22 protein-coding genes are annotated in these 23802 nt (G+C 69.8%); 8 read left to right on the top strand and 14 right to left on the bottom strand.

Annotation, left to right across the window (positions count from 1 at the left end; all coding sequences use genetic code 11):
* Window positions 1-16 precede the first annotated feature (16 nt).
* The 7 genes from AC07OA_RS01560 to AC07OA_RS01530 all read right to left on the bottom strand — a co-directional run bounded on the left by AC07OA_RS01560 (window position 17) and on the right by AC07OA_RS01530 (window position 9459).
* Entirely contained in the window at window positions 17-1372 is a 1356-nt protein-coding gene (locus AC07OA_RS01560) for a glycoside hydrolase family 53 protein (RefSeq protein ID WP_494662002.1), read from the bottom strand.
* Window positions 1373-1534: 162 nt separating this feature from the next.
* Window positions 1535-3853, bottom strand: coding sequence for an acyl-CoA dehydrogenase (locus AC07OA_RS01555; protein ID WP_494662001.1), 2319 nt, complete (start codon window positions 3851-3853; stop codon window positions 1535-1537).
* A 43-nt stretch (window positions 3854-3896) separates the two neighbouring features.
* The gene (locus AC07OA_RS01550; RefSeq protein ID WP_494662000.1) at window positions 3897-4580 is read right to left on the bottom strand and encodes a class I SAM-dependent methyltransferase; all 684 of its coding nucleotides are present in this window, start codon (window positions 4578-4580) and stop codon (window positions 3897-3899) included.
* A gap of 236 nt (window positions 4581-4816) precedes the next feature.
* Complete coding sequence (locus AC07OA_RS01545; RefSeq protein ID WP_494661999.1) at window positions 4817-5509, bottom strand: AraC family transcriptional regulator; 693 nt, start codon at window positions 5507-5509, stop codon at window positions 4817-4819.
* Window positions 5510-5511: 2 nt separating this feature from the next.
* Window positions 5512-7275: a chloride channel protein gene (locus AC07OA_RS01540; RefSeq protein ID WP_494661998.1), complete on the bottom strand. Its 1764-nt coding sequence runs from the start codon at window positions 7273-7275 to the stop codon at window positions 5512-5514.
* Window positions 7276-7409: 134 nt separating this feature from the next.
* Window positions 7410-7976 carry a methylated-DNA--[protein]-cysteine S-methyltransferase gene (locus AC07OA_RS01535; protein ID WP_494661997.1) on the bottom strand — a complete coding sequence of 189 codons (567 nt, stop codon included), beginning with the start codon at window positions 7974-7976 and terminating at the stop codon, window positions 7410-7412.
* The gene (locus AC07OA_RS01530) at window positions 7966-9459 is read right to left on the bottom strand and encodes an AlkA N-terminal domain-containing protein (RefSeq protein WP_494661996.1); all 1494 of its coding nucleotides are present in this window, start codon (window positions 9457-9459) and stop codon (window positions 7966-7968) included. Before AC07OA_RS01530 ends, AC07OA_RS01535 begins: the two co-directional genes overlap by 11 nt.
* A 471-nt stretch (window positions 9460-9930) precedes the next feature.
* Here AC07OA_RS01530 and AC07OA_RS01525 point away from each other — a divergent pair, with 471 nt between their 5' ends.
* Window positions 9931-11061 carry a hypothetical protein gene (locus AC07OA_RS01525; RefSeq protein ID WP_494661995.1) on the top strand — a complete coding sequence of 377 codons (1131 nt, stop codon included), beginning with the start codon at window positions 9931-9933 and terminating at the stop codon, window positions 11059-11061.
* A gap of 4 nt (window positions 11062-11065) precedes the next feature.
* Here the strand turns inward: AC07OA_RS01525 and AC07OA_RS01520 are convergent, their stop codons facing one another.
* Entirely contained in the window at window positions 11066-11587 is a 522-nt protein-coding gene (locus tag AC07OA_RS01520; protein WP_494661994.1) for a TetR/AcrR family transcriptional regulator, read from the bottom strand.
* Between the two features lie 153 nt (window positions 11588-11740).
* Between AC07OA_RS01520 and AC07OA_RS01515 the strand changes: the two genes are divergently transcribed.
* The gene (locus AC07OA_RS01515; protein ID WP_494661993.1) at window positions 11741-12385 is read left to right on the top strand and encodes a glutathione S-transferase family protein; all 645 of its coding nucleotides are present in this window, start codon (window positions 11741-11743) and stop codon (window positions 12383-12385) included.
* Window positions 12386-12523: 138 nt separating this feature from the next.
* Here the strand turns inward: AC07OA_RS01515 and AC07OA_RS01510 are convergent, their stop codons facing one another.
* From AC07OA_RS01510 to AC07OA_RS01500, 3 genes are all read right to left on the bottom strand, one after another.
* Window positions 12524-13831 (bottom strand): acyl-CoA dehydrogenase family protein, encoded by a 1308-nt coding sequence (locus AC07OA_RS01510; RefSeq protein WP_494661992.1) that lies wholly within the window; start codon window positions 13829-13831, stop codon window positions 12524-12526.
* A gap of 114 nt (window positions 13832-13945) precedes the next feature.
* Window positions 13946-14671, bottom strand: coding sequence for an ABC transporter permease (locus AC07OA_RS01505; protein WP_494661991.1), 726 nt, complete (start codon window positions 14669-14671; stop codon window positions 13946-13948).
* Window positions 14671-15615 carry an ABC transporter ATP-binding protein gene (locus tag AC07OA_RS01500; RefSeq protein ID WP_494661990.1) on the bottom strand — a complete coding sequence of 315 codons (945 nt, stop codon included), beginning with the start codon at window positions 15613-15615 and terminating at the stop codon, window positions 14671-14673. Before AC07OA_RS01500 ends, AC07OA_RS01505 begins: the two co-directional genes overlap by 1 nt.
* Before the next feature lie 105 nt (window positions 15616-15720).
* Between AC07OA_RS01500 and AC07OA_RS01495 the strand changes: the two genes are divergently transcribed.
* Entirely contained in the window at window positions 15721-16221 is a 501-nt protein-coding gene (locus AC07OA_RS01495; protein WP_494661989.1) for a DUF2975 domain-containing protein, read from the top strand.
* On the top strand, window positions 16221-16460 hold the full coding sequence (locus tag AC07OA_RS01490) for a helix-turn-helix domain-containing protein (RefSeq protein WP_494661988.1): 240 nt from the start codon (window positions 16221-16223) through the stop codon (window positions 16458-16460). The genes AC07OA_RS01495 and AC07OA_RS01490 overlap by 1 nt, the downstream gene beginning before the upstream one ends.
* Here the strand turns inward: AC07OA_RS01490 and AC07OA_RS01485 are convergent.
* Complete coding sequence (locus AC07OA_RS01485; RefSeq protein ID WP_494661987.1) at window positions 16418-17350, bottom strand: LysR family transcriptional regulator; 933 nt, start codon at window positions 17348-17350, stop codon at window positions 16418-16420. The genes AC07OA_RS01490 and AC07OA_RS01485 overlap by 43 nt on opposite strands.
* Before the next feature lie 24 nt (window positions 17351-17374).
* Entirely contained in the window at window positions 17375-17581 is a 207-nt protein-coding gene (locus AC07OA_RS01480; RefSeq protein ID WP_494661986.1) for a hypothetical protein, read from the bottom strand.
* A gap of 368 nt (window positions 17582-17949) precedes the next feature.
* Between AC07OA_RS01480 and AC07OA_RS01475 the strand changes: the two genes are divergently transcribed.
* Both AC07OA_RS01475 and AC07OA_RS01470 read left to right on the top strand, forming a co-directional pair.
* Window positions 17950-18552, top strand: a complete 603-nt coding sequence (locus AC07OA_RS01475) for a GNAT family N-acetyltransferase (protein WP_494661985.1) — start codon at window positions 17950-17952, stop codon at window positions 18550-18552.
* Window positions 18553-18679: 127 nt separating this feature from the next.
* On the top strand, window positions 18680-19930 hold the full coding sequence (locus tag AC07OA_RS01470; protein WP_494661984.1) for a hypothetical protein: 1251 nt from the start codon (window positions 18680-18682) through the stop codon (window positions 19928-19930).
* Here AC07OA_RS01470 and AC07OA_RS01465 read toward each other — a convergent pair.
* Window positions 19927-20445, bottom strand: a complete 519-nt coding sequence (locus AC07OA_RS01465) for a thermonuclease family protein (protein ID WP_494661983.1) — start codon at window positions 20443-20445, stop codon at window positions 19927-19929. The genes AC07OA_RS01470 and AC07OA_RS01465 overlap by 4 nt on opposite strands.
* Before the next feature lie 172 nt (window positions 20446-20617).
* On the opposite strand from AC07OA_RS01465, the gene AC07OA_RS01460 reads away from it, so the two are divergent.
* Together AC07OA_RS01460 and AC07OA_RS01455 are read left to right on the top strand one after the other, a co-directional pair.
* Complete coding sequence (locus AC07OA_RS01460) at window positions 20618-22159, top strand: adenosine deaminase family protein (RefSeq protein WP_494661982.1); 1542 nt, start codon at window positions 20618-20620, stop codon at window positions 22157-22159.
* A gap of 127 nt (window positions 22160-22286) precedes the next feature.
* On the top strand, window positions 22287-23789 hold the full coding sequence (locus AC07OA_RS01455) for an arylsulfatase (RefSeq protein ID WP_494661981.1): 1503 nt from the start codon (window positions 22287-22289) through the stop codon (window positions 23787-23789).
* Window positions 23790-23802 lie beyond the last annotated feature (13 nt).

Raw genomic sequence — 23802 nt, 5'->3', positions numbered from 1 at the left:
GAGAGGGGCTAAACGCCTACTGCGCCAACGGCACCACGCTGGCCCGCTGACCCACCGTCGCCGTCACGGCCGACGCGTCGGCCACCGCAGCAGCCGTCGGAGCGGCGGCCACGGTCACCGAACTCCCCGGCATCAGGCGCGTGCGGTAGACGAAGGCGTCGCCCTCGCGGGTCATGGGCTTGGGGCCGACCCCGCCCAGGAAGTCGCCATCGATGAAGGCGGTCTCGCCCGCCACCTTGGCCTTGAACGTCACTTCCACCGGCTGGACATAGGCGTGCTTGAGCCAGCCCTCGGCGCTGGGCAGGGCCTCGCCCTTGTAGTCGAACACCGCCGCGTTCTCCCAGTTGGAGCCCTTGCCCCAGCGGGTGCCGCAGGTCTTGGTCGAGACCCAAGCCGGCTCCCAGTAGAAGACGCCCGTGCCGCCGCTGGCGAACACCAGCTGGGTCAGGTCCACCAGGTACTTCTCCTGGCCGGCCGGGGTGGCCGGATAGCCGGCGATCAGCGAGTCCTCGCCCAGCAGGTTGGGCGAGCTGTCGGCGTTGTCGTTGGTGAACGGATAGGCCGTCTCCACCACCAGCACGTCGGCGGCGTAGGTGTTGCGCAGGTGATTGATGGTCTGCCCCAGCTGGGCCATCGAGCGCTTGGACCACTTGGAATAGTAGCTGAGACCGATGATGTCGTAGTCGGTCACGCCCGCCTTGGTGGCCGCCTCGAACCACGGCTCGGCGTTCTCGGGCTGGGCGATGTGCAGCATGATCCGGGGCGGCTTGCCCGTCTCCTTGCCGGCGTCGCGCACGGCCTTGATGCCGGCGTTGAACAGCAGGGCGTTGCGGTCCCAATGGATGGGTTCCTTGGCCTTGGCGAGGCTGGAGACGATCTCGCCGTTGGTCTCGTTGCCCACCTGGACCAGGTCGGGCATCAGGCCTTCCTTGTCCAGTTCCACCAGGGTGTCGTGGGTGAAGGCGTACAGGGCCTTGGCCTGGTCGGGCGTCGACAGCTTGGCCCAGGCCTTGGGGGCGATCTGCTTGTCGCCGTCGGCCCAGTCGTCGGAATAGTGGAAGTCCAGCAGCACCTGCATGCCGGCGTCCTTGGCGCGCTTGATGCTGCGTTTCACGTCCGCGAGGTTGGAATACTTGGTCCAGTCCGGGTCGTTCCAGATGCGGATCCGGGCGGTGTTAGCGCCGGCCGACTTGAAGAACTGGTACTGGTCGACGGTCTTGCCGCCGGACTTATAGACCGCGCCGCAGTCGTCCATCTCGTTGGCGTAGGAGATGTCGACGCCGAGATAGATGTGCGGTTCCGCAGCCTGCGCGGCGGTGAGGCTGATCAGGCTGGCGGCGATGGCCAGGGTGAAGCGGCGTTTGCCCCGCATGACGTTTCCTTCCGACTGACGCGCCCTCTCTGGGGCGGCCGGAAGGTCGCTTCAATTATATTATAAATCAAGGGCGGAGTTTGGAGGTGGGGACACACACTCACCCGCACGCCTCTGCCGGACCGGCGCGGACTTGCCGTGAGTGTGTGTCCCCTAAGTCGGCTACAGCCCCACCCCGAACGTCCGCTCCTCCACATCCACGCCGGGACGCGGCGGTACGCCGTCGGTCCAGATCGGGCGCTGCGTCGGCCGGGCTTCGACCGCTCGCGTCGCCAGTTCCTCATGGCCGAAGTCATCCACCGCGATCACCGCCGCCACGGCCTTGTCGGCGGCCTCCAGCTCGGCGATCTCGTCGGGGCTGACCCAGCCGCCCTCGACCCCGTCCTTCCAGTGGCGGATCTTCTGGGCGCGCAGGCGGTCGTGGATCGGCTGGGTGGCGACCACGCGCTCGAAGGCGTCGATCAACTGGCCCACGGCCTGGTCGGCGCCGCCCACATAGACGTTCTCGATCAGCCGGTCGCGGGTGGCCGAGGGGTGCAGCAAGAGCTCGGCGCAGGCCGAGGTCACGCGGTCCGACGGCCCTCGGCGGCGCGGTCCCAGCGGCAGGATCGCCGCCCGCAGCAGCCAGCCGGCCAGCTGGTTGGGCAGGTTGGCGAACACCTCGTCGAAGCGCTGCTCGATGGTGGCGAAGCCGGTGTCCATGCACCATTGCAGCAGCGGGAAGTCGGCGTCCTGGCGGCCCTCGTCCTCCCAGCGCTTCAGGGCGCCCGACAGGAAATAGAGCTCGGCCAGGATGTCGCCCAGCCGTCCCGACAGCATCTCCTTGCGCTTCAGCGCCCCGCCCAGGGTCAGCAGGGCGATGTCCGACGTCAGGGCGAAGGCGGCGCTATAGCGGCTCATCTGACGATAGAACCGGCTGGCCCGGCCCGCGTCCGGCGCCGAGGCGAAGGCGGCGTCGGTCCAGCTGTGGGCGAAGGCCCGCAGGCCGGTGCGGATGCTGTGCGCCACATGCTTCCAGAACACCGCGTCGAAATCGGCCAGGCCCTTGGCGCGGTCCTCCTCGCCGATGGCCAGGATCTCGCTCAGCAGATACGGATGAGCCCGGATCGCGCCCTGGCCGAACACCATCAGGCTGCGGGTCAGGATGTTGGCGCCCTCGACGGTGATGCCCACCGGGATGGCCCGATACTGCGAGCCCATGTAGTTGCGCGGCCCCTCGATCACGGCCTTGCCGCCGTGCACGTCCATGGCGTCGTTGACCACGGTGCGCATGCGCTCGGTGGCGCCCGACTTCAGCAGGGCCGAGATCACCGACGGATGGTGGCCCAGGTCCAGGCCCGTGCAGGTCAGCCGCCGGCCGGCATCCAGCAGATAGGCGTTACCGGCGATGCGGGCCAGGCGCTCCTGCACCCCCTCGAACTTGCCGATCGGCAGGCCGAACTGGCTACGCACGCGGGCGTAGCTGCCGGTGGTGAGGGCGCTGAACGAGGCCGCAGCGCCCGAAAGGGCCGGCAGGGAAATCCCGCGCCCGGCCGCCAGGGCGGTCATCAGCATCTTCCACCCCTGGCCCACCCGCTCGGCCCCGCCGATCACCAGGTCCATGGGGATGAAGACGTCCTTGCCCCAGTTGGGACCGTTCTGGAACGTCTGGAAGGCAGGCAGGTGGCGGCGGCCGATCTCGACCCCGGCCGTGTCGGTGGGCACCAGGGCGCAGGTGATGCCGATGTCCTCCTCGCCGCCCAACAGGCCGTCGGGATCGCGCAGCTTGAAGGCCAGACCCAGCACGGTGCAGACCGGCCCCAGGGTGATGTAGCGCTTGTGCCAGTTGAGGCGGATGCCCAGCGTCTCCCGGCCCTGCCAGGTTCCGCGACAGACCACGCCCTCGTCGATCATGGCCCCGGCGTCCGACCCCGCCTCGGGGCTGGTCAGGCCGAAGGCGGGCACCTCGCGCCCGTCGGCCAGGCGCGGCAGCCAGTGGTCGCGTTGCGCCTGGGTGCCGAACTTCATGATCAGCTCGCCGGGGCCCAGGCTGTTGGGTACCATGGCGGTCACCGCCGCCGACACCGAGCGGGTGGCGATCTTGCGCACGATCTCGGCGTGGCCGAAGGCGGAAAAGCCGAGGCCCCCGTAGTCCTTCGGAATGATCATGCCGAAGAACTTCTGGCTCTTCAGATAGGCCCAGGCCTCGGGCGGCAGGTCGCGCGTCTCCCAGGTCATGGTCCAGTCGTCGAGCATGGCGCACAGGACGTTCACCGGCCCGTCGATGAAGGCCTGCTCGTCGGGCCGCAGCTTCGGCGTCGGGAAGGCCAGCAGTTCGTTCCAGTCGGGATCGCCGGTGAACAGGGCCGCGTCCCACCAGGTGTCGCCCGCGTCGATGGCCTCGCGCTCGGTCTGGGACAGGGCCGGCATGACGCCGCGCGCCCATTGCAGGATCGGCCGGGAGATCAGGTCCCGGCGGAAATCGAACGTAGTGCTGGTCATGACGCGCCTCGGTTACCGATGCACGTCAAACGCGGTGAGGCCGTTACGGCTCCAGCGGCCGGCGCGCCGCATAGAGCGAGATCGAGCCGGTCGGGGTGGGGATCACGCGCCGCTCCTCAATCTCGGCGAAGCCGGCCCCGGTCATCAGCGACGGCAGCACGCCTCGGGCATTGGGCTCGGTCAGGGAAAAGCCGTCGACCATCTGCACCGGGCGGAACAGCAGCCGCATCAGGGGCGTGCGCTGCAGGCCGTAGTCGCCGACCACCATCGCCCCACCCGGCTTCAGCGCCGCGCGCATGGCGGTCAGGATCGCCGACTTCATCGGCAGGGGGCACTGGTGCAGCACCAGACTGGAGACGACCTTGTCGACCGATCCGGCCGGAACGACGTCGGCCAGTTCGTCGCCCATCGCCCGGCGCCAGTCGATCTCGACCCCGGCCTTGCGCGCCTTGGCGGCGGCCATGGCCAGGACGGCGGGATCGGGATCGATGCCGATGATCCGCGCTTCCGGGCAGGCGGTCTTCAGCATCACCGCGAAGGCGCCGGTGCCGCAGCCGATGTCCAGGATCGTCTCGCCGGGCGCGGGGGTGACCAGGGCCAGCATGGCCGAGCGCCAGACCCGCTCGCGCGTGACCAGGGCCACGACCCGGTCGTAGAAGCCGGTCAGCTCGGGACGGCCCAGGGCGGGCACGAAGGGGCGGGGCTGGGAGGAGGGGGCGTCGGTCATGGCGGCACGATGACTGCCGTGGCGACGGGGCGCTTGAACGTAGCGGCTAGGCGAGGTTCTCATTCGCCGCTCCCCAATTCACCGTCATTCCCGCCCTTGTGGCGGGAACCCCTCCATCCGCCGCACGTGCAGATGGGTGGCGCGCCAGCGCGCCAAGGTACCGCACTTGCGGGCTGAACCAGGGGTTCCCGCCACAAGGGCGGGAATGACGGCTGAAAAGTGAGGGGTCAAAACCCTCAAAGCGAAAGCTGCGTCGCCGTCACCCCGAACATCGCCTTCAGCGTCCGGGCGAAATGGGCGGTGTCGGCGAAGCCGGCCAGGTGGGAGGCGGTGGTCACGTCGTCGCCCTGCGTCAGGGCGCCGAAGGCCCGCTGCACCCGCCGCCAGAGCACGAAGCGCCGAAAGGGCAGGCCCAGGGTCTCGACGAAGAGGTGGCGGTAGCGCTCGGGCGACAGGTCCGCCGCCCGGGCCGCCGCGGCCAGGGGCACGGGGCCGTCGGCCAGGCGCGCGTCGAGGATCGCCAGCGAGCGCTCCAGCCGCTCGGGCAACGGCGCCGGCGGGATCGGGGCGCCGTCGGCGAGCGCCCGCCGCCAGGCCTGGAGGCGCGGATTGATGGAGCTGAGGATCACCGCCTCGGGCAGGGGGCGCAGGGCCGCCAGCATCGCCACGGCCTCGGCGCTGGGCGCGACGGCCTCGATGAACACCTGCCGCGCCTCGCCGTGCGGCGAGAAATGATGCTGCACCAGGGGATCGATCAGCACCGCGCGGGCCGAGCGCGCGCCCAGGGCGTCGTGGACGGTCAGGGGCGTGTCGGACAGCACCAGCTGGGCGGCCAGGTGGCGGTGCGGGACGCTGTGGCCGATCGAGCCGCGCCAGACCGCCCAGCGATCGCCCAGCTCCAGCCGGCCGTGCCAAGCGGGATCGGCCACGGCTACCCCGCCTCCCCCGTCAGCTCGCGCCGGGCCTTGTCCAGTTCCTCGGCGTAGCGGCGGGTGGCGTAGGCTTCCGACAGGATGCCGATCACCTCGCGGTTGGCGTCGACCACGGCCAGTTCGTCGGCCTGGGTGTGGTCGAAGGCGCGCATGACGTCCTTGATCGACTCGTCGGGCAGGAGGGCGGTGTCGGCATAGTCGGCCAGCGACCCCACCGGCTGCTCGCTGTCGTCGGGATGGGCGTAGGCCAGGGCCGTGCGCACGATGCCGGCGTAGCGGCCCGTGGCGTCCAGGGCCACCACCCGCTTGGTCGAGCCCAGCGGATAGCGGCGACGGAACTCGGCCAGGGTGGCGTCGGCGGGGATGGTCTTGGTGTCCTTGCGCATCATCCGGCCGGCGGTCAGGGGACGCATCCAGGAGACGTCGTGGGCGCTGCGGATGGTCTCGCCGCGCAGGTGCAGCCGCCAGGTCGAGAACGAATAGCCGAAGGTCTCGCGCACGATGGCGCTGGCGATCAGCGAGGCCACCAGGGCGGCCGCCGCCACGGTGAAGTCGCCGGTGGCCTCCAGCACCAGGAACGACATGGTGAAGGGCCCGCCCACCACCGCCACCCCAAAGGCGCCCAGCCCGACCAGCGCCGCCACGGTCGGGTCCAGCGACGGCAGCCAGGGCACGAAGGTGGTCAGGGCCGCGAAGATCTGGCCCACCAGCACGCCCAGGAACAGCGAGGCGAAGAAGAGGCCGCCCCGGAAGCCGAAGCTCAGCGACACCACGCTGGCCAGGGCCTTCATGGCCAAGAGGATCAGCAGCATCTTCAGGCCCAAGGCGGCGGTCAGGTTGACGTGCACGGCCCCGTGGCCGGCCGACAGGGTCTGGGGCGTGATCAGGGCCATGGCCGCCAGGGCCAGGCCGCCGACCGCCGGGCGGAAGGTGCGGGGCAGCTTGGACTTGTTGACCAGCCCCTCGGCGCTGGCCACCAGCCGCATCAGGGCCACGCCCAGCAGGGCGCAGACCACGCCCAGCAGGGCATAGAGGCCGTAGTCGAACCACGACTGCACGGCCGGGGTGGTGGTCTTCAGCAGATAGGGCAGGCCGCCCATCCGTCCGGCCACCAGCACCGCGGCCAGGGCGGCGGCGGCCACGGGGGCGAGGTTGGCGACCGTGTAGGCGCCGATCACGATCTCGAAGGCGTAGAAGGCGCCGGTCAGCGGGGCGCCGAAGGCCGCGGCGATGGCCGCCCCGGCCCCGGCGCCGACCAGGGTGCGCATGTCGGCCCGGCGCAGGTTCAGGCGCTGGCCGGCGAATGAGGCCACGGCCGCCCCGGCCTGGGCGTAGGCCGCTTCCAGTCCCACCGAGGCGCCGACCCCGTTGGACAGCATGGTCTGGCCGCAGATGAAGGCGCTGTCGCGGACCGACAGCCGGCCGCCGTGCAGGGCGTTGGCCTCCACCGGGTCGACGGCGGGGCGGGGGCGGTACTTCAGCCAGGCCCAGGTGGCCAGGCCCAGCGCCAGCCCGCCCAGGGGGATGGCCAGGGTCCGCCACGGGGCGATGGCGCTCTGGGCGCTGAGTCGTCCGTCGGCGTCGAAGGCGAACAGCAGCACCTGCAGGCCGTGGGCCAGCTTGGCCTGGATCACCGCCAGGGCCCCGGCGCCGGCGCCGATCAGGGTGGCCACCGCGATCAGCCACAGCTCGCTGGACCGGATCCGTCGCCGCAGCCAGCTCAGCCAGCGCACGGAGGTGGAGGACGGAAGGGACAGCTGCATGGCGCGCTATCTTACGGGTTGTGCGGGGCGGGGCAACGCACAGCCTTCCTTCTCCCCTTGCGGGAGAAGGTGGCCTCGCGGAGCGAGGTCGGATGAGGGGTTGAAAGCCGGTTCAGCCGCGAACGGCGGATCGGTCAGCGCGACCCCTCATCCGTCTTCCTGCGGATGACACCTTCTCCCGCAAGGGGAGAAGGATGCGAACTTTCATGCGCCAGCAGCCAGCGCTTGCGCTCCACCCCGCCGCCGTAGCCGGTCAGGGCGCCGCCGGTTCCGATCAGCCGGTGGCAGGGCACGACGATGGCGATGGGGTTGGCGCCGTTGGCGGTCCCCACCGCCCGGATCGCGGCGGGCGCGCCGATGCGGTCGGCCAGCCGAGCGTAGCTGGCGGTCTCGCCCAGCGGGATCTCGACCAGGGCGGTCCACACCCGGCGCTGGAAGGCCGTGCCGCCGAGAGTCCAGGGGATGGCCTTCAGCGCCGTCAGCTCGCCGGCGAAATAGGCCGCCAGACCGTCGCGGACGGCCGCCGGCGCCGCGCCGGTTTCCACGGCCCGGTCGCGGTGGTGCAGCCGCAGGGCGCGGGCCAGGCGCTCGGGCTTGTCGTGGAACTCCAGCACCCGCAGGCGGCCCTCGGCGTCGGTGACGACGTCGATCTCGCCGATGGGCGTGGGCAGGGTGGCGAGCGTCAGCACCTCAGGCCGCACGCTTGGCCTTCCGCACCGGTGGCGCGCCCTCGTCGGCCAGGGAGGCCCACAGGTGCAGGGCCGCATAGGCCCGCCACGGGCGCCAGGCTTCGGCCCGCGTCAGGAGTTGATCCGCTGTCGGACGATTGCCCTCGGCGTCGCCCAGGGCGCGCATCAGGGCCACGTCGGCGGCGGGAAAGGCGTCGGGCTCGCGCAGCTGGCGCATGGCGATGTACTGGGCCGTCCACTCGCCGATGCCGGGCAGGGCGCGCAGGCGGGCGACCATCTCGGTGAGGCCGGCGTTCGGGGCCAGCAGGTCCGGATCGGCGGCCAGGGCGGCGGCCATGCCCGACAGGCAGCGGATGCGCGCGCCGGGCATCTTCATGCCGGTGAGATCGGCGGCGGCCAACCGTGCGGCCGAGGGGAAGGCGTGAGTCAGGCCGGGCTCGGCCCAGCCCTGCGCCAGGGGCTCGCCGTGCGCGGCCACCAGGTCGCCGGCCAGCTTGCGGGCGGCCGCGACCGTGATCTGCTGGCCCAGGATCGCCCGCACCGCCAGCTCGAACCCGTCCCAGGCGCCGGGCACCCGCAGGCCGGGGCGCACGGCCACCATCCGCGCCAGATCCGGATCGCGCGACAGCACCTCGGCGATGCCGACCGGATCGGCCGACAGGTCGAACACCCCGCGCACCCGCGAGAGGATGCGGGGCAGGGCCGAGGGCCTGGGGAAGCGGACGGCCACGGAGAGCCGGTCGCCGTCCAGCGGCCGCACGGCGAGGGTCCCCAGTGCCCCGTCCAGTGCGATCACCCGTTTGTAGGTGTTGTTCTCGACCAGCTCGACGCCCGGGATCGCCCGCATGGCCAGGAAGGCCAGCATGCCGTCCCAGTCGTAGGGCGGGCGGTAGCGCAGGGTCAGGGAGACGGCTTCTCCGGGCGAGGCGGGGCCGGCCTTGCGGCGGCGCAGGGCGGCCGGCGGTCGGTCGTAGAGCTGCTGGAAGGTCTCGTTGAAGCGTCGCACGCTGCCGAAGCCGGCGGCCAGGGCCACCTCGCCCATCGGCAGGTCGGTCTCGTGGATCAGCTGCTTGGCCAGCAGCACCCGCCGGGTCTGGGCCACCCCCACGGGCGTTGCGCCCAGGTGCTGGAGGAAGAGCCGCCGCAGCTGCCGCCCGCCCACGCCCACGCGTTCGGCCAGGGTCTCGACATCCGCGTCGTCCAGGGCGCCGGCCTCGATCAAGGCGAGCGCGCGGCTGACGGTGCTGGACGTCCCGTTCCAGGCCCCCAGCTGCGGCGAGGTCTCGGGCCGGCAGCGCAGGCAGGCGCGGTAGCCGGCCTCCTGGGCCGAGGCGGCGGTGGCGTGGAAGGTGACGTTGCGGCGCAGCGGCGTGCGGGCCGGGCAGACCGGCCGGCAATAGATCCCCGTCGTCCGGACCGCCACGAACAGCCGGCCGTCGAAGCGGGCGTCGCGGGTCTGGATGGCGCGGTAACAGGCGTCGGGGTCGAGATCCATGGGCGCGATCATAGCGCCGGGCGGGCCGAGGTCTCGCGGTTTTCGGACATGGTCGTCGGGGTCCTCCCCCCACGCTCGTCATCCTCGGACTTGTTCCGAGGATCCCTCTGTCCGCTGGTTTGTGGGGCGAGGTGACGCCGCGAGCGCTCCGCTCCCTGGATCATCCTTCTTCTCGGCTGAAGCACGGGTCCTCGGAACAAGTCCGAGGATGACGGGCGTGGGTGTAGTGAAGCTTTTGCAATCTCCACGCGTCGTATATTCATCAACATGCAAATGTCGAGTGCTCGACATTTCTCGATACAAAAGTCTACAACTCGACTTGATCGATAATGGCCAAGCTATAGTGCGACAAAACGCTCATCGAAAACAGTCAAATACACGAACCTTAACGTCTCATTCGGCATGAACATTATGAGGTGATCAACCGCGATGGTCGCCCAATAGGCTCCAAGTTCGGGTTTGGGGCCTATCATGAAATCTCCTCTGCTTTGGGCGTCCAGCGCCCTGATCGCCGTCGTCGCCGTCTCGGGTTTCGCCGTCGCCCGCCAGGAGCGCGGCGCGCCCGGCGTCAGCCTGGCCCACGACGTGGTCGCCGCCGCCAGCGCCTTCGAGACCTATACGCGCGGGGCCGGGGCGATCTCGGCCGGGTTCGCCAGCGGCGGTTCGGTGGCCGAGGCCCTGGCGACGGGCGCGGCCTACCAGCCCGAGCAGCTGGACGCGGGCATGATCGCCTACGGGGCCATCGCCGCCCTGCAGGAAGAAAGCTTCGTCGAGGGCGTGCGGGCCGCCGCGCGCGAGACGCCGCCCGAGGTGCTGATCGCCCGCCTGGAGGAAAATCCCGAAAGCGTGATCGAGATCGCCGGCGTCGGGGCCGCTGCGGCCCGCGCCCAGGCGGCCCTGCTGCAACGTTCGGTCCCGCTGGGGGCGACGGGCAAGGCGGTCAAGCAGGCGGCCTACGACGTCCAGCGCCAGGACTGGTCCAAGGGCCCGATCGCCGACAACGCCGGCCGCCTGGCCAAGGTCAAGGCGATGTCGGCCCAGTTCTTCAAGCCGGGCGACGAGGACGCCGGCCGGCTGATCCTGGCGGCCACCGCGCCGCGCGAGTCGGCGGCGCCGGCCGAGGGCGGAGCCGCCTTCACCCCGGTCACCGTGCGCGCCGCCGCCCTGGGCGCCCTGGCCGTGCTGGGCGCGGCCGGCGACGAGGACGTGGCCCGCCTGGACAAGGTGATGAGCGAGAAGAAGAGCGGCTACTGCATGAAGATGGCCAAGCTGAACCTCTATCAGTGCCTGGCCGTGGCCGGTCCGCACTACGAGGACGTCTTCTGCCTGGGCCAGCACGCCCTGATCGACACCGCCCAATGCGTGGACGACGCGGCCGGCGGCGCGGCGGCGGCCCCGGCGGCGATGTCCCCGGCCCCCGCGCCGCGTCCGGCGCCGGGCTTCCTGATCCCGGTGGCCAGCAAGGGCCCGGTCCCGAGCGTCGTCCCGGCCGTGGCGACGATGTCGCCCGTGCCGGAAGAGAGCGGCGTCAATCCGGACTATCGCCCGCAATATACCGACGTGTCCCAGGCTCCCCTGGAGGCCGCGCGCCGTCGGTGGTGATCCGCTAAGGCAGCAGTCCCGCCGTGCGGTAGGCGGCGATGGTGCGGTCGTAGATCGCCACGTCGCCGCCGCCCCGCGCCATCAGCTGGGCGCCGTTGATGGCCGACAGCACCGCCAGGGCCTTCTGGCCGGCGTCGGGGCCCGACAGGTCCAGCGCCTGGGTCAGCCAGGTGACGTTCAGGCTGACGAAGCCCTCGACCTCGGCCAGCACCTCGGCGGGCAGGTCGGTTTTCTCGGCGGCCATGATCCCGACCAGGCACATGCGGTTGTCGTTCACCAGGGCCGCGCGGAAGACGTCGGTATAGAGCCGCAGCCGCGCGGCGGGGTCGGGCGCGACGGCCAGGAAACGGTCGAACGCCTTGGCGGCCGTCTCGGTGTAGCGTTTGGCCAGCGCCGCGCCCAGGTCGCCCTTGGTGGGGAAGTGGTAGTGGATGCTGGCGCTCTTGATCCCGACCGTCTTGGCCAGTTCGCGGAAGCTCAGGGCGTTGTAGCCCCGGGCCTGCACCACGGCCTGCCCGGCGTCCATGATCGCCTGTCGCGTATCGAGTTTCGCCTCTGGGGCCACCGGCCGACTCCTTGCCTATCTACCGATAGATAATTGTTGACGGCGCGCCGGGAAAGGCCTTTACGGATTTTGTCTACCTATCGATAGGTAGAATCATCACGGAAGGCAGCCGCCATGAAAATCCACGACTTCGCCATCGGCCCGAACCCCGCCCGCGTCCGTATCGCCCTGGCCGAGAAGGGCCTGGGCGCCGACGTCACCTTCGTGCCGGTCGACCTGCCGGGCGCCGAGCACAGGCAGCCCGCGTTTCTGGAGAAGAACCCGACCGGAACCGTGCCGGTGCTGGAGCTGGACGACGGTCTCTGCATCTCCGAATGCACGGCCATCACCGAGTATCTCGACAATCTGGACGGCGACCCGACGCTGACCGGCAAGACACCGCGCGAGAAGGCGGTGATCCACATGATGCAGAAGCGGGCGGAGTCCGAGCTGATCGACGCGGTGGGAATCTATTTCCACCATGCCACCCCGGGGCTGGGCGCGAAGATGCTGCCCTACAAGAGCCCCGACTGGGACGGCCGCCAAGCCTGGGGCGAGCGCTCGCGCGACAAGGCCGTGGCCGGCATGCGCTATTTCGACAAGGTGCTGCGCGACCGACCGTACGTGGCCGGCGAGACGTTCTCGATGGCCGACATCACCGTCTGGGGCGGCCTGGCCTTCGCCGACTTCGCCCGGATCGCCATTCCGGAGGAGTGCACGGCGCTCGTGGCGTGGCGGGCGCGGGTGGCGGAGCGGCCGAGCGTGAAGAACCCCGCCTGATCCTTCCCCCTTGATGGGGGAAGGTGGCCTGCGAGCAGGTCGGATGGGGGTGAACGCGAAGCGTTCGAAACACCGCCGGCGCCGTGTCACCCCCAACCCCGACCCTTCCCCCATCAAGGGGGAAGGGGGGAGGGTGTCCTACCGGATGCCCGGCACGTGCAGGGCGGCTTCCTTTTCGGCCTTCTGCTTGAAGACCAGGTCGCCGTACTTGCCGTACTCCATGCGGGCGATGGTGCGCTGGTGCACCTCGTCGGGGCCGTCGGCCAGGCGCAGGGTGCGGATGCCGGCATAGGCCTTGGCCAGGCCGAAGTCGGTGGTCACCCCGCCGCCGCCGTGGGCCTGGATGGCGTCGTCGATGATCTTCAGGGCCAGGCGTGGGGCCGCGACCTTGATCATCGCGATCTCCAGACGGGCCGACTTGTTGCCGGCCTTGTCCATCATGTCGGCGGCCTTCAGGCACAGCAGGCGGCACATCTCGATGTCGATGCGGGCGTCGGCCACGCGCTCTTCCCAGACCGAGTGGTCGGAGACGTACTTGCCGAAGGCCTTCCGGCTCATCAGGCGCTTGCACATCTTCTCCAGCGCGACTTCCGCCGTGCCGATGGTGCGCATGCAGTGGTGGATACGGCCGGGGCCGAGGCGACCCTGGGCGATCTCGAAGCCGCGGCCCTCGCCCAGCAGCAGGGCGTCTTCCACCGGCACGCGGACATCCTTGAGGATGACCTCGGCGTGGCCGTGCGGGGCGTCGTCATAGCCGAACACCGGCAGCATGCGGACGATCTCGATGCCGGGGGCGTCCATCGGCACCAGCACCTGGCTCTGCTGCTGGTGGCGGCTGGGATTGTCCGGGTCGGTCTTGCCCATGACGATGGCGACCTTGCAGCGCGGATCGCCCACGCCCGAGGACCACCACTTGCGGCCGTTGATCACGTAGTGGTCGCCGTCGCGCTCGATGCGGGTCTCGATATTGGTGGCGTCCGAGGAGGCCACGGCCGGCTCGGTCATCAGGAAGGCGCTGCGGATCTCGCCGTTCATCAGCGGGCGCAGCCAGCGCTCCTTCTGCTCCAGCGTGCCGTAGCGCATCAGCACTTCCATGTTGCCGGTGTCGGGCGCCGAGCAGTTGAAGACCTCGGACGCGAAGCCGATCTTGCCCAGCTGTTCGGCGATCAGGCTGTATTCGAGGTTGGTCAGCTGCACGCCCTCGAAGACGAAGGTGTCGTCCACGTGGGTCTGGCCGCTGTGCGGCGGCATGAAGAAGTTCCACAGGCCGGCGGCCTTGGCCTTGGCCTTCAGCTCCTCGACGACCTGGACGACCTTCCAGCGCTCGGCGCCCAGGACGTTCATCTCGGCCTCGTAGACCGGCACGGCCGGAACGATGTGCTCTTCCATGAACGCGGTCACGCGGTCCAGGAAACTGCGCTGCGTGGGGGAGATGTCGAAATCCATGGCGTTTCCCGGTCCCGGTTATGCTGCGTTGCGTCAAACAGTTGTTTGAATGCAAGCTAGCGCCGCTTCAGGCGAAGGGCAAGCTGCGAAAACCGATAGGGTCGCGGGCGGCGCCTAGACGACCTCGCGCCGCGCCAGGTGGGCGATGGCCAGGACCAGGGCGACCGCGCCCAGGCCCCCGCCCAACAGCAGGGCGGTCTCCACGCGCCAGGCCTCGCGCGACAGCATGTTGACCGGCATCTGCCAGGGGAAGAACACGCCCTGTTTGGCGGCCGTGGCCACCACCGAGAAGAAGGTGCCGCCGATGCCCAGCGCCAGGGCGGGCACGAAGCTGGAGAAGCGCAGGGCGGTCCACAGCTGGATGGCGGTCAGCAGCAGGGCGGCCAGGGTCACCTTGCCGACCAGGACCAACTGAGCGGCCAGGTCCAGCGCGCCCGTCGGCGCCACGACCGGCCGCATCGCCGACGCGGCCGAGATGGCGGCCAGGCTGAACAGCAGGTTCAGCACGCTCATGGCCGCGACGATGGCGACCACGCAGACGGCCTTGGCGGCGTAGAGCTTCCAGCGGGCGACGGGCAGGGCGCGCAGGTGATCCCAGGCGCGCGGGCCGTGCTCCATGTGGGCGACCAGGGCCGTCAGGGCGGTCACGCTCATCGGCAGCATGAAATAGGCCCAGATGCCCATCGAGGCCTGGGTCCACATCGCCCAGGGCGCGGCCTTGTGGCCCCGCAGCAGGTTGAAGAACATGAAGACGGCGATCAGGGACGGGGCGGCCAGGGCCAGCACGGCGGCCAGCGAGCGGTTCAGCTTGCGGACCTCGACGGTCAGGACGGCGAGCATCAGGCGATCTCCGTGGGGCGTTCGGCGGCGTGGGCGGACGGGGCCACCCGGCGATAGATGTCTTCCAGCGACGGATCGCGCCGGCCGATGGCGAAGACCGACAGGCCTGTCTCGACCAGGGCGCGGTTCAGGGCGGCGCAGGCCTGGTCGCCGTCCTGGCCGGGACGCAGGCGGACGGCCAGGCCTGCGTCGGTTTCGGCCACGGCCAGGTCCAGGCGGGTCAGCACCTGGGCGGCGCGGCGCGGATCGTCGGTGCGCACGCCGATCTCGGGCGCGAGTTCGGCCTTCAGGCGCGACAGCTCGCCCTCCAGCACCAGCCGGCCGTGGTCGACCACGCCCACATGGGTGGCGATCTGCTCGATCTCGCCCAGAAGGTGGCTGGACAGCAGCACCGTGGCGCCGGAGCGGGCGGGCAGGTCGCGCAGGAAGCGGCGCATGTCGGCGATGCCGTCGGGGTCCAGGCCGTTGGTCGGCTCGTCCAGCACCAGCACCGGCGGGGCGCCCAGCATGGCGCGGGCCAGGCCCAGGCGCTGGCGCATGCCCAGCGAATAGTCGCCCGCCCGGCGATCGGCGTGGCGGCGCAGCTCGACCACCTCCAGCACCCGGTCGATCTCGGTGCGGGCCACGCCCAGCAGAGTGGCGGTCAAGGCCAGGTTCTCGCGGCCGGTCAGGTGGGCGTAGAAGCCTTGGGCCTCCAGCAGGGCGCCCACCTCGCGCGCCGCGGCCAGCCGATGGCGGGCGACGTCGATCCCGCGGACCAGAACCGTCCCGCCGCTGGGCCGGATCAGGCCCAGCACCATCTTCAGCGTGGTGGTCTTGCCCGCGCCGTTGCGGCCCAGGAAGCCGTAGACGGCCTGGTCGGGCACGGTCATCGACACGCGGTCGACCGCCGTGCGGGCGCCGAACCGGCGGGTCAGGTCGTGGGTCTCGATGGCGGCGGGCATGGCGGGGCGAGGCTCTTTCTCTTTAAGTCTTATATAAAGTTGCGAAGCGCGCGCCTTTAAGTCAAGATTAAAGATCTGACAGGATCGACACGACCGGAGACCCCCGTGAGCCAGGCGGACATCGACAGCTTTCGCCGCAGGTGCGGCCAGTTTCGGGGGCTGGCCCGGTTCATGGTGATCAGCGTCGGGGCCCTGCTGGCGATGGCCGGCTGGGTGCGGCCGCTGATCCTGTGGCTGCGCGACGGCCAGCCGTTCCAGGGGGCGGAGGTGCTGGCCGACACGATCTGGAACCTGCCGGCCGTCTTCTACCTGTTCGCGGTGTGGTCGATCGGGCGGGCCATGGGCGAGCTGTCCAAGGGGCGGCTGATCCGGCCGACCCTGGCCTCGGCCCTGCGGCGCGTGGGGATCGCCCTGGGCGTGGGCGGCCTGGCCAGCGTGTTCCTGGTGGTCAACCTGCTGCGACTGGTCAAGCCGGGCGTCGGCGGCTATCTGCACTTCGACGTGCCGGCCATGACCCTGGGGATGATCGGCGGCGCCCTCTATCTGCTGGGGCGGGTGGTCGACCAGGCCAGCCGGGTGCAGGCCGAACTCGACGAGATGATCTGATGCCCGTCCGCGTGACCCTCGACGCCCTGATCGTGAACAAGGGGCTGAAGGCGCGCGACCTGGCCGCCCAGGTGGGGCTCAGCGAGACCCAGCTGTCGCTGTTCCGCTCGGGCAAGATCAAGGGCATCCGTTTCGGCACCCTGGCCCGGCTGTGCGCGGCCCTGGGCTGCCGGCCCGGCGACCTGCTGGACTACGACTACGACCCGGCCGACCTGGTGAAGTCCGACGAGTCGGAGTGAGCGGCCGGGAAGGCGGGCGGGACCAGGGCCAGGAAGTTGCGGGCCAGGGGCGAGAGGTCCTCGCGCCGGGTGGCCAGGGCCAGGCTGACGCTGGGCGCGGGGCCGTCGATCGGGCGGTAGACCACGCCCCGCACCGCCAGCTGGGCGATCGAGGCCGGCACCAGGGCCACGCCCAGGCCGGCGGCCACCATGTTGACCATGGCCCCGATCTGCGGCGTCTCCTGGCCCAGGGCCGGTTCGAAGCCCTCGCTGCGGCAGGCCTCCAGCAGCGCATTCAGGAAGGTTTGGCCCAGGGGTCGCGAGAAGATCACGAAGGGCTCGCGCCTCAGGGCCGACAGCGGCACGTGGTCCTGGCCGGCCAGGGCGTGGTTCTCGGGCAGGGCCACGATCAGCGGCTCCTCGCCCAGGGACAGCAGGTTCAGATTGGCGTTGGCCACGTTGCCGGGGCGCACGAAGGCCGCGTCCAGTTCCTCGCGGGCCAGCCGTTCGGCCAGGCGGGTGGACGTGCCCTCCTCGACCGTCAGGGTGGCGTCCGGATAGGTCCAGTGGAAGGCGGTGAAGGCCTGGGTGACCGCCGGATGGAAATTGGCCGACGAGGTGAAGCCCACCCGCAGGGCGCCGCGCAGGCCGCCCCCGGCCCGCCGGGCCGCGCGCGTGGCGCCGTCCACCAGGGCCAGGGCCTGGCGGACTCCGCTGAGAAAGGCCTGGCCGGCCTCGGTCAGGGTCGCGCCCTGCGGCCGGCGGTGGAACAGCGGGTAGCCGATCTCGTCCTCCAGGTCGCGGATCTGCTGGCTCAGCGGCGGCTGGCCGATGCCCAGGCGGGCGGCGGCGCGGATGAAGTTCCGCTCCTCGGCGACGGCCAGGAAGTAACGGAGATGGCGAAGTTCCATGAGGTGTCGGGTTTCGGTCGGCGGCTAGGTTCGGGGCGAGCCCGGAGCGCCTTCCAGGGCGGGCCTTCGTACGGCCTTCCAGGCGATGACCGCCAGGGCCGCGAGGCCGGCGGGGACGATGGCCAGCAGCCACACGACGACCAGGGCCGCCAGTTGCAGGACCGAGATAGCGACCACCAGCGCCTTGTTTTCCGGCTTGGTGACGTTCGGGCAGCGTGAACGGCTGGGCACGGGACGCGTCTCTTTACAGGAGGCCGCTACGTCTCAGGCCGCGCCTGAGCTGTATCGGCCTGAAAACGATACAGAAGCGAACAGATAATCGCGATAACATCGGTCTCGGATCGCCCGTCGCTGAAACGTAAAACTATGTAAAACTATCATCGATGGCAATTGTGTTTTCAATTCGGCTGTCGCGTTGCTGTGAATTTGAGCGGTTTTGATGGTAAAAACATTCTTACTATCGAGAAATGTCCTCGTTATACTTTTTACATATGGGGCTATATACAGCGCGAATACTGCCGCTGCGGCCGGCGAGGGGCGCCGATTCGCGGTGGGGCGCGGCTTGCGTCCGCGGGGCGGCCAAGGTCATTCTGCGCCTCATGAACATCCAGATTCGCCCCCTCGAAGGCCGCTACGTGCGGCTGGAACCCGTCACCCCCGAGCGACTTGGCGATCTGCGCGCCGAGCTGAAGGCGGCGATCGACTGCGATCCCGAGAGCTGGGAGATCATGTCGACCAACGGCTGCGGCGAGGGCTTCGCCGACTGGTGGGGCGCGCTGAAGGGCGAGAGCGAACGCAAGGAGCGGATCGGCTTCGCCATCCGTCGCCTCAGCGACGGCAAGGTGGTGGGCACCTCCAGCTATCTGAACATCCGCAAGCTGCATAAGGGGCTCGAGGTCGGCTCGACCTTCCTGCATCCCGACGCCCGCTCGGGTCCGGTCAATCCGGAGTCCAAGCTGCTGATGCTGGGCCACGCCTTCGCGGCGGGCGCGATCCGGGTGGAGTTCCTGATCGACGTGCGCAACGCCCGCAGCCAGGCGGCCGTCGAGAAGCTGGGCGCCGACAAGGACGGCGTGCTGCGCAACCACAAGATCACCTGGACCGGCCACGTGCGCGACACGGCCGTCTTCTCGATCACCGACGCCGACTGGCCGGGCGTCAAGCAGCGCCTGGATTTCCGGCTGCAGGAGACGTTTATCTAACGCGCGTTAATCATATCGCGCCAGATCGTCGCATCTACTCAAGATAACGTCGATTTCTGAGGTAAAGACGGCGTTATCTATTCTTGCGTAAATGTTTCGCAAGCTTTGCGCGCTAGTTTTCGCACCCATGACGGGTATCGCGTGCTTGAGAATTCTGGTCGCCGGAACCGCCGAGGCGGGCCGGAACATCCCGGTTTCCCAGGTGGAAGCCGCGGCCGACCTGTATCTGAAGCATCGCTGGAAGGCCCCGCGCCGCTACGGCGCCGTCGCGCCCCTGGCCTTCGTTCTGGCCGACACCAAGGCCGACAGCCTCGACCCCGTCGAGATGCAGACCCTGGCCGTCGAGCTGGAGGCAAGCCTGTTCCCCGGCCGTGAAGCCGGCCAGGTGTGCCTGCTGACCTTCGAGGGCGACGAGAAGGCGGTGCTGCAGTTCGCCGCCCTTTCCCAGGCCTCGCTAGCCAGCCTGATCGCCGGTCGCGGCTATGCCGGTCCGGCCGGCCACGTCCAGGTGATCACCGCCGAAGAGATCCGCGAGGTTCCCAGCGCCGCCAGCGAGGCGGTGGTCGAGGAGACCCTGCAGGCGGCCCTGGCCCAGACCGCCCCGCCCGAGGCCCCCGCCTCGGTGGAGAAGGCCAAGGCCGCCGCCGCCCGTCCGGCCCCCGCGGCCGAAAAGCCCAAGCCGCCGCCCCCGCCCGCCACCGGCTGGTGGGGCCTCTACCATCCCCCGTCGGAGTCGTTCGTCGGCGCCGCCATCGGCCTGCGCGCCGACCTGGCCGGTCCGCGTCCCACCGAGGACGCCGCCCTGCTGACCCGCGACCTGACCTGCCTGAACGACGCCCAGTCGGTGTTCGCCAAGGCTGGCGAGGCGGGCATGCTGTTCGTGCCGTTCAGCTTCTGGAACCTGACCAATCCGGCCTCGCAGGAGGCCTACAAGCGCCGGCTGTCGCGCTATCCGATGGGCCTCAAGGACCGGCTGGGGGCGACGATCTACGACACCCCGCGCGAGCCGTCGCTGGGCCTGCTGAGCCAGATCCGCCAGTTCCTGGCCCCGCACTTCGCCTTTGTCGATCTCAACATCACCGAGCCGAACTTTCCGGTCGCCACCCTGCCGGGCGAGTTGGCCACCAGCATCACCCTGACCCTGCCGGACGACGACCTGCGCCTGCGCATCGAGGCCATCGCCAAGTTCGCCGCGGCCAAGAACGCCTATCGCGCCAAGGGCGTGCGCCAGGGCGTCACCGGGGTGCGCGACGTCAAGGAACTGGAAGCCTGCCGCGCCGCCGGCCTGCGCTTCGTCTCGGGCCCCGCGATCTCCGACCTGATGGCCAGCCCCATCGGCGCCGCCCCGGCCAGCGACCTGCCGCTGAAGGTGGCTTAAGGGCTCACCGCCGCTTCGGCGCTCCAGCGCCCCCGACGCGCGGCCCGCGCCTCCTGCTCGACGGCGGCGTAATCGCGCGCGCCGAATTGTTCACAGGTGGCAAGGCCGGCCTGGACCATCGCGGCGCCGAGATCGGGAATCTCGTCCGTCGAGCACTTGCCCTCCCATCCGTCGTATCGGGAAACGTATGTGCCGTCGGGCTTCTGGTCTCGGCCCGCGAAATGGCGGCCGTGCCCGCCGCAGCGGACCTCGCCGCGCGTGAGCCGCTTCAACAGCGTCTTCGCTTCGCGGCCGTAGGGCTCGCCTGGTCGCGCCCATCGACGCGGCGTGGGAACGTCGATGCCCTCCAAGTGGATCGCTTCGCCATGGCAGCGCAGCGTCGCTCCGTCTTCCACCGCCGGCGCACGGCAGGAGGAGACCCAGATCGGAAGGACCGGGCCGGCCTGGGCGGGCGTCGCGGCGACCGAGGAAAGGGCCGCCAGGGCCAGCACGGCGATTTTGAGGTTCGAGGCCATGGGGCGACAGTCCCACCTTCCACCCAAGGTGGCAACGCTCGGCGCCGCTTGCGTTCGGGAGGGCGCTCACGTCGTAGGCGGATCGTCCGTTCCGCCTCCTTTCAAATCCCCTGGATTTGCCAAGCGATGCAAATCACCTTGGGAAGGTGACGAGCATGGGCGGGGCGAGACGATGATCGGCGTGAAACGACTTGGCGTGACAGGGCTGGCGGGCGCGACCTTGGGCGTCCTGATGCTTGCGGGCTCGGCCCAGGCGGCCGGCAAGCCCGCCGCGCCGTCGCCGGAGGCCCGGACCGCCGCCCGCTTCGAGGCCGTGCTCAAGGACCGCGTCCAGCTGCGCCTGTTCCTGCGGGCCATGCCCAAGGGCGGCGACCTGCACAACCACCTGGCCGGCGTGCCCTATGCCGAGGACTTCCTGGCCTGGGCCGACGCCGACGGCCTGTGCGTGACCACAGACGTCCTGCCGTCCATCGCCGAGCCGCCGTGCGACGCGCCGGGCAAGGTCTCGGCCAAGGCCCTGGGCGTCACCAATCCGGCGCTCTACAGCCGCACGATCAATTCGCTGTCGATGCGCAGCTACGACCCCGGCGCCGACGGGGCCCTGCCGTCCGGCCACGACCAGTTCTTCTCGACCTTCGCCCGCTTCGGCACGGTCACCGGCGCCAATGTGCCGGCCATGCTGATGGTGGCCCGCGAATACGCGGCCGGCGATCATGTGAGCTATGTCGAGACCTCGGTGAACCCGTCGGCCATGTACGACCTGGTCGGCCAGGTGAAGGGCATGACCTGGGACGGCGACTTCGCCAAGGCTTACGCCGCCCTCGCGCCCAAGATCCCTGCGATGGTCGAGAAGGCCCGGGCCGAGATGGACGCCGCCGAGATCGAGGCCGACCGCCGCCAGGGGTGCCAGACCCAGAAGCCGCGCATGGGCGCCTGCGCCGTCACCCTGGGCTACCAGGCGTTCGGGGTGCGCATCCTGCCGCCGCAGGTGGTGTTCGCCCAGCTGGTCGCCGCCTACGCCCTGGCCGACGCCGATCCGCGCTTCGTGGGGGTCAATATCGTCGCCCCCGAGGACGACTTCACCTCGCGCGGCGACTACGCCCTGCACATGCGGATGTTCCAGTTCCTCAACACCAAGTACCCGAACGCCAAGTTGTCGCTGCACGCGGGCGAGCTGGCCCTGGGCCTGGCCCCGCCGCGCGACCTGCGCTTCCACGTGCGCGAAGCTGTCGAGGTGGCGGGGGCCAAGCGCATCGGCCACGGCGTCGACATCGCCCACGAGGACGGCGCCCAGGATCTTCTCGCCCGCATGGCGCGGGATCGGATCGCCGTCGAGATCAACCTGACCAGCAACGACGTCATCCTGGGCGTGAAGGGCGCCGACCACCCCCTGGCCCTCTACCGCAAGGCCGGGGTGCCGGTGGTGCTGTCCACCGACGACGAGGGCGTCTCGCGCATCGACATGACCAACGAATATCTGCGCGCGGCGACCGAGCAGGGCCTGGGCTATCGCGACCTGAAGGCCCTGGCCCGCGACAGCCTGGAATACAGCTTCCTGCCGGGGGCCAGCCTGTGGGCCTCGGGCCGCACCCCGGTCGCCGCCTGCGCCAAGCCGGGCAAGACCTGCGAGACCTTCCTGGCGGGCAGCCGCAAGGCTGCCGCCCAATGGCGCCTGGAACGCGAGTTCGAGGCGTTCGAGGCGGGGGGCAGGTAGGGGAGGGATATCCGAACAGCCAGCCAGGACTTTCCGCTAGGCGCGCTCCATAGTTCCCCCGATGTCGGAGGCGGCATCGGGTCCACATAGTCCCGCCGTCGGTTTTGGCCAGCGGAGGGATCCAGCCATGCCCAAGGGCAAGCCCAATATTCTCGTCATGTGGGGCGACGACATCGGTCAGTCGAACCTGAGCTGCTACACCCGGGGCGTGATGGGCTATCGCACGCCCAACATCGACCGCATCGCCAAGGAAGGCGTGATCTTCACCGACGCCTATGCCGAGCAGAGCTGCACGGCGGGCCGCGCCTCGTTCATCACCGGGCAGTGCGGCCTGCGCACCGGTCTGACCAAGGTCGGGCTGCCGGGCGCGGAGCTAGGCCTGAAGGCCGAGGACATCACCATCGCCGAGGCGCTCAAGCCGCATGGCTACCGCACCGGCCAGTTCGGCAAGAACCACCTGGGCGACCGCGACGAGCACCTGCCCACCGCGCACGGCTTCGACGAATTCTTCGGCAATCTCTATCACCTCAACGCCGAGGAGGAGCCCGAGGAGGTCGACTATCCGCAGGAGGCGGACTTCCCGAACTTCAAGAAGAAGTACGGTCCGCGCGGCGTGCTGCACTGCTGGGCCGACGGCAAGGGCGGCCAGAAGATCGAGAACACCGGCCCGCTGACCAAGAAGCGGATGGAGACGTGCGACGAGGAGTTCCTCGAAGCCGCCAAAAAGTTCATCCAGGCGGCCCACGACGCCGGCGAGCCGTTCTTCGTGTGGTTCAACACCACCCACATGCACGCCTGGACCCACGTGAAGCCGGAATGCCTGGGCCAGTCGGGCCGTTGGCAGTCCGAATATCACGACGCCATGATCTACCACGACTGGTGCATCGGCCAGATGCTGGACTTCATCGACAGCCTCGGCGTCGCCGACGACACCTTCGTGCAGTACAGCACCGACAACGGCCCGCACATGAACACCTGGCCGGACGCCGGCACGACGCCCTACCGCAACGAGAAGAACTCCAGCTGGGAAGGCGCCTACCGCGTGCCGTGCATGGTGCGCTATCCGGGCAAGATCGAGGCCGGATCGGAGTCCAACGCCATCGTCAGCCACCAGGACTGGTTCCCGACCATCCTGGCGATCGCCGGCGAGCCCGACATCGGCGAGAAGCTGAAGAAGGGGCACAAGGTCGGCGACACCACCTTCAAGGTGCACCTCGACGGCCACAATCTGCTGCCCTACCTGACCGGCGAGGTGAAGGAGTGCCCGCGCAAGGGCTTCATCTACTTCACGGACGACGGCGACGTGGCGGCCCTGCGCTACGACAACTGGAAGATGCTGTTCATGGAGCAGCGGGTGCCGGGCACGCTGAAGATCTGGCAGGAGCCGTTCGTCGTCCTGCGCACGCCCTACATCTTCAACCTGCGCATGGATCCCTACGAGCGGGCCCAGATCACGTCGAACACCTTCTATGACTGGATGTTCCGCCACATCTTCCTGCTGGTTCCGGCCCAGGCCGGCATCGCGGAGTTCCTGGCCACCTTCAAGGAGTTCCCGCCCCGTCAGAAGGCGGCGAGCTTCAGTCTCGACCAGGTGATCGCGAAGATGACCGAGGCGTCGCAAGGCGCCTGACGGCCGGTCCCGC

Source organism: Caulobacter sp. GW821-FHT09B08 (assembly GCF_059418225.1).
The sequence above is the reverse complement of the archived record's forward strand: the minus strand, read 5'-3'. Positions and strand labels throughout refer to the sequence as shown.

Coding starts and splice junctions, on each gene's coding strand:
- AC07OA_RS01490 (WP_494661988.1), top strand. CDS start 16,221: ATGCCCGTCCGCGTGACCCTCGACGCCCTGATCGTGAACAAGGGGCTG.
- AC07OA_RS01500 (WP_494661990.1), bottom strand. CDS start 15,615: ATGCCCGCCGCCATCGAGACCCACGACCTGACCCGCCGGTTCGGCGCC.
- AC07OA_RS01485 (WP_494661987.1), bottom strand. CDS start 17,350: ATGGAACTTCGCCATCTCCGTTACTTCCTGGCCGTCGCCGAGGAGCGG.
- AC07OA_RS01470 (WP_494661984.1), top strand. CDS start 18,680: ATGACGGGTATCGCGTGCTTGAGAATTCTGGTCGCCGGAACCGCCGAG.
- AC07OA_RS01525 (WP_494661995.1), top strand. CDS start 9,931: ATGAAATCTCCTCTGCTTTGGGCGTCCAGCGCCCTGATCGCCGTCGTC.
- AC07OA_RS01550 (WP_494662000.1), bottom strand. CDS start 4,580: ATGACCGACGCCCCCTCCTCCCAGCCCCGCCCCTTCGTGCCCGCCCTG.
- AC07OA_RS01475 (WP_494661985.1), top strand. CDS start 17,950: ATGAACATCCAGATTCGCCCCCTCGAAGGCCGCTACGTGCGGCTGGAA.
- AC07OA_RS01530 (WP_494661996.1), bottom strand. CDS start 9,459: ATGGATCTCGACCCCGACGCCTGTTACCGCGCCATCCAGACCCGCGAC.
- AC07OA_RS01510 (WP_494661992.1), bottom strand. CDS start 13,831: ATGGATTTCGACATCTCCCCCACGCAGCGCAGTTTCCTGGACCGCGTG.
- AC07OA_RS01560 (WP_494662002.1), bottom strand. CDS start 1,372: ATGCGGGGCAAACGCCGCTTCACCCTGGCCATCGCCGCCAGCCTGATC.
- AC07OA_RS01515 (WP_494661993.1), top strand. CDS start 11,741: ATGAAAATCCACGACTTCGCCATCGGCCCGAACCCCGCCCGCGTCCGT.
- AC07OA_RS01520 (WP_494661994.1), bottom strand. CDS start 11,587: ATGGACGCCGGGCAGGCCGTGGTGCAGGCCCGGGGCTACAACGCCCTG.
- AC07OA_RS01555 (WP_494662001.1), bottom strand. CDS start 3,853: ATGACCAGCACTACGTTCGATTTCCGCCGGGACCTGATCTCCCGGCCG.
- AC07OA_RS01455 (WP_494661981.1), top strand. CDS start 22,287: ATGCCCAAGGGCAAGCCCAATATTCTCGTCATGTGGGGCGACGACATC.
- AC07OA_RS01465 (WP_494661983.1), bottom strand. CDS start 20,445: ATGGCCTCGAACCTCAAAATCGCCGTGCTGGCCCTGGCGGCCCTTTCC.
- AC07OA_RS01540 (WP_494661998.1), bottom strand. CDS start 7,275: ATGCAGCTGTCCCTTCCGTCCTCCACCTCCGTGCGCTGGCTGAGCTGG.
- AC07OA_RS01460 (WP_494661982.1), top strand. CDS start 20,618: ATGATCGGCGTGAAACGACTTGGCGTGACAGGGCTGGCGGGCGCGACC.
- AC07OA_RS01505 (WP_494661991.1), bottom strand. CDS start 14,671: ATGCTCGCCGTCCTGACCGTCGAGGTCCGCAAGCTGAACCGCTCGCTG.